The sequence below is a fragment of the Phytobacter sp. V69 genome (assembly GCF_965644215.1).
Taxonomy (GTDB): Bacteria; Pseudomonadota; Gammaproteobacteria; order Enterobacterales; family Enterobacteriaceae; genus Phytobacter.
This window is the reverse complement of record NZ_CBFFRL010000156.1, coordinates 1-11822: the sequence shown is the minus strand read 5'-3', so window position 1 is coordinate 11822 and position 11822 is coordinate 1. Positions and strand designations below refer to the sequence as shown.

Here is an 11822-nt window from a genome sequence, read left to right as displayed (position 1 = left end):
AGCGGGCATCGTGAAAAGTCTATGTCAAAGAAAGGGTTATGTTCTCATAATTGACGATTAAATCGCACCTTCCTTAGACGGTAATATTCTGGCGAACGGTCGCGGCGATAATTATTTCGTCAGCGGCAAGAATATTAATGAGATGAAAATATTCCGTCAGGCGCTGGCGACAAAAAGTGGCAGTGATTATGTCGCCGCCGATATTATGACGGTGCCGTTATTAGATAAAGCGACTGTCGCGACCTATGCTACGGCCATTCGTGAAAATGGCGATGAGCATGGCCGCGTGACGGGCGCGTTACTCATTTTCTTCGACTGGGCACCGCAGGCGACCGGCGTGGTAAAAAGCGTACGCCTGAGCGAAGAAGAGTGGCAGCGGACACGCTGTATGATTGTGGATTCCACCTTCCGCGTGATTGCCTCGTCCGATGGCAATACTGGCGATCTGTACCCACTGCGCCATGACGGTAAGTCGTCCGGGTTCTACCAGACCAATGACGACCGTACGGTGTCATTTGCCTTAACGCCGGGGTACGAGAGCTATCAAGGATTAGGCTGGTTCGGGGTGATTGAGCAGAAGTCTGCGGCGGAATAATACGCTGTATGGATGCGGGCTCGATCTGCTCCCTCTCCTCTTAGGGGAAAGGGTTGGGATGAGGGGAACAGACCGCAGAGGAATAAAACAAATAACCCGGCGCGATAAAGTAGCCCGGATAAGGCGCGTCTTCGCCTCATCCGGGAATGTCGCCTTAGCCCCCCAGATACATCTTCTTCACTTCCGGGTTGGCGAGCACATCCTTTGCCTCACCGGAGAGCACTATTTTGCCGTTTTCCAGCACATAGGCCCGGTCGGCAATTCGCAGCGCCGCCGTGGCGTTTTGCTCAACCAGCAAAATGGTGATGTTCTCCTCACGCAGCTGGCGAATGGTGGCAAACAGCTCGCCCACCACCTTTGGTGCCAGACCCAGGCTTGGCTCATCGAGCATCAACAGCACCGGCTCACTCATCAGCGCGCGGGCGATGGCGAGCATCTGCTGCTCACCGCCGCTCATCGTTCCCGCCATCTGTTTACGTCGCTCTTTCAGGCGCGGAAACAGACTGTACATCCGGTCACGCAAACGGGTGAAATTCGCCAGATTGTTATACGCCCCCATCCGCAGGTTCTCTTCGATGGTCAGGTTGGTGAAAATTTTTCGCCCTTCTGGTACCAGCGCCAGCCCTTTACGCACAATGTGGTGCGTCTGACTGCGGGAGATATCTTCATTGAGAAAATTGACCGTCCCGGTGGAGCGCACCATGTTGATGATGCCGTTCAGCGTCGAGGTTTTCCCCGCGCCGTTGCTGCCAATCAGGGTTACGATTTCCCGGTCATTAATCTCAATATCGACGCCTTTCAGCCCCTGAATGACGCCATAAAACACTTTCAGCTCACGAGCGCTAAGCATAATCAACGTCCCCCAGGTAGGCGGAGATCACCTCCGGATGTTGAATGGCGTCGGCCATCAGTCCGCTGAATAGCGGTTTGCCATATTCCAGCACCATCACCCGCTCACACAGGGCGTTTACGAACGGCATATCATGCTCAATCAACAACACGCTCAGTTGGTAATCCTTACGCATGCGGAAAATCAGGCTGGCCAGATCTTCCGTCTCTTTCGGGTTCATCCCGGCAGCGGGTTCATCCAGCAACAGCAGTTTCGGCCCCGTTGCCAGCGCTCGGGCAATCTCCACTTTACGCTGGTTGCCATAGCTCAGGTTGGTGGCCTGCATGTTGGCGTAATCGGCGATACCGATATAGTCCAGCAGCGCCATCGCCTTTGCCCGGGCCACGCGTTCGGCCGGGAAATAGCGGCCAATGTGCAGCGCCGCTTCCAGCAATGAATAGTGGCTGCTGTGATCCAGGCCGACCATCACGTTTTCCAGCACGGTCATCGAGTTAAACAGGCGGATGTTCTGGAAGGTACGCGCAATCCCGGCGTTCACCACCTTGTTCGGTTTCAACCCTTTAAGCGGTTTGCCATCCAGCAGCACGCTGCCGCCGGATGGCTTGTAGTTGGCCGTGATGACGTTAAACAGCGTGGTTTTCCCTGCGCCGTTGGGGCCAATCAGGCCAAAGATTTCGGCTTCATCAACGTGAAAGCTGACGTTATCAATCGCGCGCAGGCCGCCGAACTGCATGACGACTTCCTGCACGTCGAGGATAGCTTTATTTGACGTCATGACGGCGTCTCCCGAAGCGAACTTGCCACACTTCTTTCTTGCCCAGCAGACCTTCGCGGGCGAACAACATAATGATCAGCAGCAGCAGTGAGAACACCACCATACGCAGCCCCGGATAAGAGCCGAGATCGTGACCGAACAGCGACAGCGGCTGGTCAAGGAAGCGCAGCCATTCGCCGCTTCCCACTACCACGATGGTGCCGAGCAGTGCGCCCGTGGTGCTGCCCAGACCGCCCAGCACAATAATGATCAACAGCTGGAAGGTGAGCATAAAGTCGAACAATCCCGGCGCGATAGTGGTCAGTAACGAGGCCAGCAGCCCACCGCCGATGCCTTCGAAAAAGGCGCTGGTGGCAAACGCGCAGGTTTTGATACGAAACGTGTTCACCCCCATGGCGATGGCGGCGTCTTCATCATCGCGAATCGCCTTCATCATGCGGCCATATTTCGACCAGACCAGTTGCAGGATCATCCCCGTTGCCGCCAGCGCAAACAGCCCGCACCAGAACAGCAGATGCGGCTGCTGAGGAATATCATTGAGCCCAATCGCGCCGTTGGTGACCTGCGGATTATTGATGGCAAGAATTTTGATAATGAAACCAAAACCCAGCGTCACAATTGCCAGATAGTCACCGCGTACGCGAAAGACCGGAAAGGCGAGGCAGACCGCAAGGAAAGCGGCGCACAAACCGCTGATGAGCAGCGCAGGTAAGAAGCTGGCATGCAGCATCAGGATAAACGGCGTGGGCGCGGTCATCTCGAACATGTCGATTTTGCTGTCGCTGGAGAGAATAAACAGCGCGGTGACATAGGCACCGACGGCGACAAATCCGTTCGGTTCCAGTGATAACTGCCCGGTCACGCCGTTAATCAGGTTGTAGCTCACCGCCAGAATCATAAAGACAAAAACGGTACTGATAACCCGGATAATGTAGTCATTGAAAACCAGATTCATCCCGGCCAGTAGCGCAATGGCGATAATAATAATGACCAGGTTACGCCCCTGAGCGCCGAGAGTGGTTGAAGCGTTAAACATTAGAAGCGGCTCCTTTCCAGACGTTCGTCACCCATAATGCCCACCGGGCGGAACAGCAAGACCAGAATCAAAAACATAAAGGCGAAAGCATCTTTGTAGCCCCCCAGTTCGGGGTACAGGGCGACGGCGACCACTTCGGTAAAACCGAGGATAAACCCGCCCAGTACTGCGCCGGTGACGCTACCAATCCCACCGAGTACGGCGGCGGCAAAGGCTTTCAGGCCAATCAGTACCCCCATCAGCGGGTCGATAGTTGGGTAGCTGATGGAGTAGAACACCCCGCCGAGGGCGGCGAGGCTGCTGCCCAGCGCAAACACCAGCGAGATGATGCGGTTTGCGTCGATGCCCATCAGGCGCACCGTATTAACGTCGAACGCCACCGCGCGGATCGCCATCCCATAACGGGTGCGGTAGAGCAGCCAGAGGATCGCCAGTAGCAGAAGCACGGTGATCACCGGCACGATCCACGCCACGTTGGTGATGATGATGTGACCAAAGGTCAGGGTGTTGTTGAACCAGTCCGGCGAAGAAAAGAAGCGCGAACTGCCGCCGAAGAGGACGTTGAACAGGTTTTCCAGGAAGAAGCTGACGCCGATGGCGGTGATCAGCATGGAGATTTTTGATGCCTGACGCAGCGGGCGATAGGCCACCCGGTCGATAAACATCCCCAACAGGCCGCAAAGCGCGAGCGTCAGTAAAACGGCTACCCCGAAGGGCAGCCCAATTGAAGAAAAAAGAAACAGGGTCGCAAACGCGCCGACCATCATGACATCCGCATGCGCGAAGTTGATCAGGCGCAGGACCCCATACACCATGGTGTAGCCAATGGCGATCAGGGCGTACATGCCGCCCAGACTCATGCCATTGACGACCTGCTGGAGAAAAATGGTGCCATCCATCTAATTTTATAACCTCTTGTTACTGCTTACGGATTCACCACAGTTTTGAATGCCAGCTGGCCATCTTTCACTTCGTTAATCACTGCGCTACGAATGGCGTCGCCGTCTTTCAGGGTTAACGTACCGGTTACGCCCTGGAAGTCTTTGGTGGCGCGGATTTTTTCGTTCACGCAGACGCGATCGTGCGGATCGCTACACTGGTTCATGGCATTGACGATCACGTTGTACGCGTCGGCCGCCATTGCACCCCAGGTATGGGTTGGAGATTTGAATTTCTCTTCCCAGCCTTTAATAAAGGTTTCGCCCGCCGGGGTTTGCTCTTTGGCGTTCGGTGAGTAGTAGTCGGTGGTCATGTAACCGTTAACTGCATCTTTACCCACATCAAAGAACACCGGGTCCGCGGCCAGGCCATCGCCGCCAACAACCGGTTTGCTTAAGCCCAGCTGTTTTGCCTGAACGGCAATCAGCGCGCCTTCGGTGTAGTAAATCGGCATGTAGATCATGTCGACGTTTTTGGCTTTCACGCTGGAGAGTTGCGCTTTAAAGTCTTTGCTGCCGGCAGGTGCCTGAACTTCGATAGGAATGGTGCCGCCGTTTTTCAGGAACTGCGCGCGGAAGGCTTTGGCCAGACCTACGGAGTAGTCGTTGCTGCTGTCAAAGACGATAGCCGCGGTTTTCGCGTTCAGATCGCGTGATGCCAGGTTGGCACCCACTACGCCCTGGAAGCTGTCGGAGAAGCACACGCGGCTCACATAAGGGTGGTTACGGGTGACGCGGTCGTTGGTGGCGGTAGAGGAGACCAGCGGGGTTTTGCTGTCGTCGGCGATTTTAACCATCGCCAGCGTGTTGCCGGAGGTCACTTCGCCGATCACGGCGTCCACTTTGTCGCTGGAAACCAGGCGCTGCATGGCATTCGCCGCTTCGACTTTGTCACTCTTATCGTCGATCACGATAAGCTTAACGGTGTCGCCGTTTTTCAGCGTTGGGGTGATGCTCTGAATCAGTTCCAGACCTTTCTGTGAAGGCTGACCATATCCGCTGAGCGGCCCGCTCAGAGGCAATACCACACCGATTTTAATCTCTGCTGCCAGTGCGCTGTGCGCCCCTGCCAGGCCGGAAATCAGTACTGCCATTAAAGAGACTTTCCCACAAAAACTCTTCATTGTTACCTCACCGTCCGTCAGTTAATTGTGAATGTTGAATCATCAAATACCGCGTAACACTGAATACCGATGCGCCCGGCGCCGTGTGGCCGGTTCGTCTGGAATGCGCTGCTGTGTCGTACTGACTTCTTCCGTAAGCCTGAGCCCGATATTTTCGTTAGAGACGAAAGTCGGAAGAAAGGAATATTAATTAATGGGCAAGCCTTTTGATTCGCCAGAGATATTTCCGGCGGCAATTTCCATCAATAACGGATTCACCTTACATCCATTAATTGAATTTTTCTCATCCATTCTTCTTATAGATTTATCGTGCGTAATAGCACTGTTTTGGAACACTAAAATAGTGCGTTGCTCTTTTCTGGTGCGTGAATAGTGATGAGATCACATTGTAGTAAATATTTTTATTGCCAGGCTGATGGGATGGTGTGGATTTAAAGATTAATATTTTCACAAGCGTTTTGTACATTTTGTTTGTCAGCATAAAACACTGCATAATTGCAATAAACATGGTAAATAAGGCCTGTGATAGCGACAGTTGACAATAATAAAACCCTTGTTATTCTGCATAAGTAGTCAGTCTTTACTTAATTTTTTTCAGAAATGTTATTTCTGCGTTAATTTATTTTCAGTCTTATCCTGAGGGGGATAAATAATGAATATCCAAAAGCCCTATCTGCTTTTTCTTGGTGATGCGCATGACCAACTGGCAGCAAAAGTTGCCGATGGGATTAAACAATGGCACCCGGAATATTGCGTGGGCCAGTATCGTATGGCGAATTGCCATGCCGATTGTCAGTTAACGGATATGGATATTGATGCTGCGGTAAAAGCCGGCGCAAAAACACTGGTGGTGGGTGTTGCTAACCGTGGCGGTATTATTTCAAAAGAGTGGATTTCAGTGCTGAGTGCGGCGCTGGAAAATGGAATGGATTTAGCGGCTGGCCTGCATAATAAACTGGCCGATGTCCCCGAGTTAAAAGCGCTGGCCGACAGCCTGGGCCGCAATCTGTTTGATGTGCGCCATCCAATGCAGCAATACCCGGTTGCCAGCGGGCGTAAACGCAGTGGTAAACGTGTGCTGCCTGTCGGAACCGACTGTTCGTGCGGCAAAATGTACACCGCACTGGCCATTGAAAAAGAGATTCTGGCGCGCGGCGGTAAAGCCACGTTCCGCGCCACCGGGCAAACCGGCATTCTGATCAGCGGCGCAGGCGTGAGCGTTGACGCGGTGGTCTCCGATTTTGTCTCTGGCGCGGTGGAAACGCTCGCCCCGGCGAACGATGCAGATCACTGGGATATTATTGAAGGGCAGGGGTCGCTGTTCCATCCCTCTTTCGCGGGCGTGACGACTGGCCTGATTCACGGCGCGCAGCCGGATGCGCTGGTGCTGTGCCACGAACCGACCCGTACCCATATGCGTGGCGTGGATTACCCCATCCCGGAGATCGCCGATTGTATGGCACTGAACCTGAAAATGGCGCAGCTGACCAACCCGGATGCCCGTTTCGTGGGGATTTCGCTGAATACGTCCGCCCTGAGCGACGCCGATGCGCGGGCGTTGATGGCTGAGCTGGAAGCCCGTTACGATCTGCCGGTGGTGGATCCGTTCCGCCAGGGCGTTGGCGCGATTGTTGATGCGCTGGCGGCACTGTAATGGAACTGACCATCGCCCATGAACGCTGGCCGTTGCGCCATGCGTTCACCATCGCCAGGGGGAGTCGTACCGTGGCCGATGTGGTGAGCGTTACCCTCCAGCTCCAGGGATTTACCGGGCGCGGCGAATGCTTGCCCTATGCACGCTATGGCGAATCGGTTGCCAGCGTTATTGCGCAAATCGAAAGCCTGCGTCCTGCGCTGGCGGCGGGGATGACGCGCAGGCAACTGCAAAATGCGCTGCCTGCTGGTGCGGCGCGCAATGCGCTGGACTGTGCGTTCTGGGATCTTGAGTGTAAAGCGGCCGGGCAGAGTATCTGGCAACACGCAGCGTTACCCGCGCCGCACAGTCTGCACACGGCGTATACCCTGTCGCTCGATACCCCCGCGCGCATGCAACAGATGGCGCAGGAGAACGCCTGGCGTCCGCTGCTTAAGCTCAAGCTTGCCGATGACGAAGACATTGCTCGCGTGAGCGCCGTGCGCGAAGGGGCACCCCAGGCCAGACTGATTGTGGATGCCAACGAAGGCTGGGATGAGGCGATTTATTTGCGTCAGGCTCCCGAGCTGGCGCGCCTTGGCGTCACGCTTATCGAGCAGCCGCTCCCGGCAGGAAAAGATGCCGTGCTGGCGCAGTTGCCGCATCCTGTGCCGCTGTGTGCCGATGAATCCTGCCACGATCTGGCCTCCCTCGGGGCTATCGCCGGGTGCTACGAGATGGTGAATATCAAGCTGGATAAAACCGGCGGATTAACCGAAGCGCTGCGCGTGCGGGAAGAGGCCACGCGACTTGGCCTGCAGATCATGGTGGGCTGCATGGTCAGCACATCGCTATCGATGGCGCCCGCCGTGGTGGTGGCGCAGCAGGCAAGCGTGGTCGATCTCGACGGGCCACTGTTACTGGCGGACGATCGGGAACATGGGTTGCGTTACGACGGCAGTGAACTCTTTCCACCAACCCCGGCGTTGTGGGGTTAGTGGCGCAATGATGTAAGGAGAAGGACATGTCACGCACGGTTTACCTGAACGGGGAGTATGTGCCGGAAGACGAGGCCAAAATTTCCGTTTTTGACAGGGGTTTTTTATTTGCCGACGCGGTGTATGAAGTCACGGCGGTGGTGAACGGCAAGCTGGTAGATTTCGCCGGCCATTTTGCGCGGCTGGCGCGATCCTGTCGCGAACTGGGCTTAACCCTGACGCTGGCGCAAGACGATCTGCGCGAGATCCATCAGCGCCTGATCGTGGAGAATGCGCTCACGGAAGGGGGGATCTATTTGCAGCTGACGCGCGGAAACAGCGGCGATCGCGATTTTCACTATCCACCGTCGCAAACGCCCGCCACGCTGGTGCTGTTTACCCAGGCACGTCCGGTTGTTGATCATCCTGCTGCCAGTAAAGGCATTCGCGTGGTGACCTGCCCGGATATTCGCTGGCAGCGTCGGGATATTAAAACTGTTCAACTGCTGGCTCCCTGTCTGGCGAAAGCCTGGGCCGAAGCTAACGGCGCGGATGATGCGTTTCTGGTGGAAGATGGCTTTATTACCGAAGGCAGCGCCTGTAACTGCTATATCGTGACGGCGGATAAAACCATCGTCACGCGGCCGCTGAGCAATAATATTTTGCACGGTATTACCCGCAAGGCGCTATTCCGCCTGGGCGAGGAGCACGGCATTACTTTCGAAGAGCGGTTGTTTACGCCGGAAGAGGCGCGCCGGGCGAGCGAGGTGTTTATCAGCTCCGCCACCACCTTTGTCTGGCCGGTTATCAGCGTGGACGGTCAGCAAATTGGCGACGGCACACCTGGCGAGATAACGAAGCTGTTGCGCAGCATTTACCTTGAGATGGTGGGGTAAGGTTTTCCCGGATGCGGCGTCCGGTTTTGTAGCCCCGGTAAGCGCCACCGCCACCGGGGAATTCCCCGGTGGCGGCTACGCCTTATCCGGGCTACAGTGCCGTAGCCCGGTAAGCGTCAGCGCCACCGGGGATTTTTCCTGGATGTGCTCTGGTGAGGGGGAACAGACCAACCCCCTTAATGCGGATAATACTCCCACCACAGGCGATGCAATGCATACCACTTATCGACCGGCTCGGGGAATTTCTCCCACGGCTTATCAATAATGTAATGCACATTCTTCACCCGGCTAAAATCCCACATCTGCGGGTGCTGTAATTGCAGCGTCTTTAATGCGTTATAGCCATAATGCAGCGGCACCCAGCGGTCGCGGAAAACGTCGTTGAGAAAATCCTGCTCGGCAAACACGTAGTCGGAGATATCCGCTATGGCGGCCAGTTGCGCCATCATCCCGTCGTACACGCCCTTGTCCGGTGTTAACAGCAGAAACCCACCGTTCAGATAGTTATCCAGCGTAGCGGGCGGATGTGCCGTCATCTGCGCGTCTTCACACCAGCTGTAATAACAATTCTCCGGCTGCCAGCTTTCCGGGTAGCTGGCGATACGGTTGGGATTACAGCGGCACGCGTGGCAGGCGGCAATAAAGCCTGCTTGCAGCGGTAGCTCGAACACCTCATTCATGTTCTGCACCACCAGCATATCGGCGTCGAGAAATGCCACGCGCTCATATTCATCGAGCGTCCATACCGCCAGTTTGCTCCACACGTCGGCGAAACGGGCATTGGCGTAGCGGTGCGCCAGCGTCGGATCGGGGCCAAGAATCGGCACCTCCCGAATCACACACCCGGCATCGCTTAACGTTCGGCGCGTGTCATCTCCGATGGCGGGCGTCACCATTACCACCAGCGGCCACGGCGAGCCGCTTTTCTGCAACGAGCGACGTAGCGCCTTCACGCCCGGTACGTATCCGGGCTGGGTGAGCAGCGTCACCCAGGCGAACACCGCACTCATGCCAACAGCTCCGTCATAAAATCATTGAGGAACTTGCCGTGGGGATCGAGCGCCCGGCGCACCTCCTGGAAGGCGGGAAGCTGCGGATACAGCGCGGGCCAGTCATACAGGCTGGCATCAAAATATTTGCCCCAGTGCGGTTTCCCGCCCTCGCTCGCAAGTAGCTTCTCGACGGCGCGTAAAAAGGCCAGCCCCTCTTCGGACAGGGAACCGTCCTCGGCGTAATAGACCACAAAGCCGAAGAAGCAGGTGGGCTGCTGCCAGGCCGGGCTCACCCAGGCGCGGGATGGCCCGGTACAGCGCAAAATGATCGGGTAGTGCATATGGGGCTGTTCGCGGGCGTGCCACTCGCGGATCCTGGCGATCAGCGCAGGGGCGCGGTCCATTGGTATGCCGATCTCAATGTTGATCTGCGGGGTAGCAATCCCACGACAGAACACCTGATAGACATCGCCAATCACGTCGGAGAAATCTTTAAAGCGCGTCACGGTGCGAAACGGTTTGCCGTTCTCATCCACGATGCGGGTATCGTTACGCATATGCTGGAGGGTGTTTTCCACCGCGACATTCATCTGGTCGCTGGTCTCTTCCAGCGTCAGCAGATCGCCATGGTTATCCCGCCAGGCCTGACGTTCATCGTTATGCGCTTCCCGGGCATTCCACGCGTGGACTTTGTTTTCGTCCACAAACCACCAGGCTTTACTGAATGTCCATTGCTGATTCCAGGCCAACAGATCCTGTTCGAGCGTTTCGGCGCTATGGGCGCTTTTAAAACAGGTAAACAGCGTGGCAGGGCGCGTGCGCAGTGTAACAGCGCTGATGGCACCCAGCGTTCCCAGCCCCAGCTGTGCCGCCGCAAACCACGGATGCTGATTATCCAGCGTATGAATCTGTCCCGCTGCATCAATTAGCCGGATAGAGAGAGCCTCATCTGCCAGCGAGCTTTGCTGCATCCCCTGGCCGTGGGTCCCGGTAGAGATGGCACCGGCCAGCGTCTGGGAGGCAATCACCCCCGGCGACGCATTGAGCATGCGGTTCATTGAGGTGAGTACTTCATACACCTCATGCAGCGGTGTGCCACCGGCAAAGGTCACGCTATCGTCGTTCACCGCCAGCAAACCGCGCAGGTTTGACAATTCAATCAGGACATCCTGCGGCTGGGTGACCGCCAGCATGCGTCCCGGTGACATGCGGCTGCCCATAATGCGCACGCGCCCCTGACAGCTGGCGATAGCCTTCTGCAACTGCGCTTCGTTTTCTGGCGCGATAACCGCACGTTCCTGTGCCAGAGTAGTGTTTTGCGCCCAGTTCAGAACGCGTGCATCGTCTGGAACCGGGTGTGGCTGGCGGCGCGGAAACAGGGGAAACAATGTGGTCATCAGCGGCTCCTCTGGTTGAATTGATCCCACTCTACAGCATAGTCCCTCAAAGGAAAGCGTGAGATACATCTCGTTTATTTACCGCCGTTATTGTGCCTTATCGCGATGACAGAGGGCGGTAAGTTTCAGCTATATCATTTACTTACCCTCAAAAAGAGGGGCGATTAAAGGTTGACCGTCGCGCCGCAGGTTTTTATCCTCGACACAGGGCCCTGTTTCCCGAAAGGGGCAGAGTTAATTTGTGAAAATTGTTGAGGAGAAAGTCATGTCTGTTCCTGTTGTCGCAATATTTCTCGCCAAACCAGGCACTGAAGAGATTGTTGAGGGGCTGTTCAAAGGCGTAATCGAAACAACGTTGCAAGAGAAAGGCTGTGTGGTTTATCAACTGAACAAGGATAGTGCAAACCCACGCCGGTTTATCTGGACGGAAGAGTGGGCGTCGGCAGAAGACCTGGAGGTCCATCTGGCTGCACCGCATATCCAGACGCTGTTTGCGGCCCTGCCGCAGTACATCGAGTCTTCCGAGGTTATCAAGGGAAGGTGCGATTTAATCGGTGGGGTTCAGTGGAGTCCTTAGCTGTATTAGCCTTACCTTAGCTGAGCTGTATT

The 11822-nt window shown here is 55.8% G+C and carries 12 protein-coding genes; 5 read left to right on the top strand and 7 right to left on the bottom strand.

Annotated elements, in window-relative coordinates:
- The first annotated feature begins 142 nt into the window (after positions 1 to 142).
- Complete coding sequence (locus ACSZPU_RS18880; RefSeq protein WP_499001907.1) at positions 143 to 595, top strand: hypothetical protein; 453 nt, start codon at positions 143 to 145, stop codon at positions 593 to 595.
- Between the two features lie 154 nt (positions 596 to 749).
- Here ACSZPU_RS18880 and ACSZPU_RS18875 read toward each other — a convergent pair whose 3' ends face one another.
- The 5 genes from ACSZPU_RS18875 to ACSZPU_RS18855 are packed head-to-tail and all read right to left on the bottom strand — an operon-like array spanning position 750 to position 5318.
- The gene (locus ACSZPU_RS18875) at positions 750 to 1445 is read right to left on the bottom strand and encodes an ABC transporter ATP-binding protein (protein WP_499001905.1); all 696 of its coding nucleotides are present in this window, start codon (positions 1443 to 1445) and stop codon (positions 750 to 752) included.
- Positions 1438 to 2220 (bottom strand): ABC transporter ATP-binding protein, encoded by a 783-nt coding sequence (locus tag ACSZPU_RS18870; protein ID WP_499001902.1) that lies wholly within the window; start codon positions 2218 to 2220, stop codon positions 1438 to 1440. The genes ACSZPU_RS18875 and ACSZPU_RS18870 overlap by 8 nt, the downstream gene beginning before the upstream one ends.
- Positions 2207 to 3256 carry a branched-chain amino acid ABC transporter permease gene (locus tag ACSZPU_RS18865; RefSeq protein ID WP_499001900.1) on the bottom strand — a complete coding sequence of 350 codons (1050 nt, stop codon included), beginning with the start codon at positions 3254 to 3256 and terminating at the stop codon, positions 2207 to 2209. Before ACSZPU_RS18865 ends, ACSZPU_RS18870 begins: the two co-directional genes overlap by 14 nt.
- A complete protein-coding gene (locus ACSZPU_RS18860; protein WP_499001899.1) occupies positions 3256 to 4155 on the bottom strand; it encodes a branched-chain amino acid ABC transporter permease in 900 nt (299 codons plus the stop codon). Before ACSZPU_RS18860 ends, ACSZPU_RS18865 begins: the two co-directional genes overlap by 1 nt.
- A 26-nt stretch (positions 4156 to 4181) precedes the next feature.
- Positions 4182 to 5318, bottom strand: a complete 1137-nt coding sequence (locus tag ACSZPU_RS18855) for an ABC transporter substrate-binding protein (RefSeq protein ID WP_499001894.1) — start codon at positions 5316 to 5318, stop codon at positions 4182 to 4184.
- Positions 5319 to 5970: 652 nt separating this feature from the next.
- Between ACSZPU_RS18855 and dgcN the strand changes: the two genes are divergently transcribed.
- Genes dgcN through ACSZPU_RS18840 form a run of 3 tightly spaced genes read left to right on the top strand, consistent with a single transcriptional unit; the run spans position 5971 to position 8824 of the window.
- Complete coding sequence (dgcN, locus tag ACSZPU_RS18850; RefSeq protein WP_499001891.1) at positions 5971 to 6972, top strand: N-acetyltransferase DgcN; 1002 nt, start codon at positions 5971 to 5973, stop codon at positions 6970 to 6972.
- Entirely contained in the window at positions 6972 to 7949 is a 978-nt protein-coding gene (gene dgcA, locus ACSZPU_RS18845; protein ID WP_499001888.1) for an N-acetyl-D-Glu racemase DgcA, read from the top strand. The genes dgcN and dgcA overlap by 1 nt, the downstream gene beginning before the upstream one ends.
- A 26-nt stretch (positions 7950 to 7975) precedes the next feature.
- On the top strand, positions 7976 to 8824 hold the full coding sequence (locus tag ACSZPU_RS18840; protein ID WP_499001886.1) for a D-amino-acid transaminase: 849 nt from the start codon (positions 7976 to 7978) through the stop codon (positions 8822 to 8824).
- Positions 8825 to 9000: 176 nt separating this feature from the next.
- On the opposite strand, the gene ACSZPU_RS18835 is transcribed toward ACSZPU_RS18840, so the two are convergent.
- Together ACSZPU_RS18835 and ACSZPU_RS18830 are read right to left on the bottom strand one after the other, a co-directional pair.
- Positions 9001 to 9825 (bottom strand): glycosyltransferase family 8 protein, encoded by an 825-nt coding sequence (locus tag ACSZPU_RS18835; RefSeq protein ID WP_499001910.1) that lies wholly within the window; start codon positions 9823 to 9825, stop codon positions 9001 to 9003.
- Positions 9826 to 9830: 5 nt separating this feature from the next.
- Complete coding sequence (locus ACSZPU_RS18830) at positions 9831 to 11213, bottom strand: D-arabinono-1,4-lactone oxidase (protein WP_499001884.1); 1383 nt, start codon at positions 11211 to 11213, stop codon at positions 9831 to 9833.
- A 265-nt stretch (positions 11214 to 11478) separates the two neighbouring features.
- Here ACSZPU_RS18830 and ACSZPU_RS18825 point away from each other — a divergent pair, with 265 nt between their 5' ends.
- Complete coding sequence (locus ACSZPU_RS18825; RefSeq protein ID WP_499001881.1) at positions 11479 to 11790, top strand: putative quinol monooxygenase; 312 nt, start codon at positions 11479 to 11481, stop codon at positions 11788 to 11790.
- Positions 11791 to 11822 lie beyond the last annotated feature (32 nt).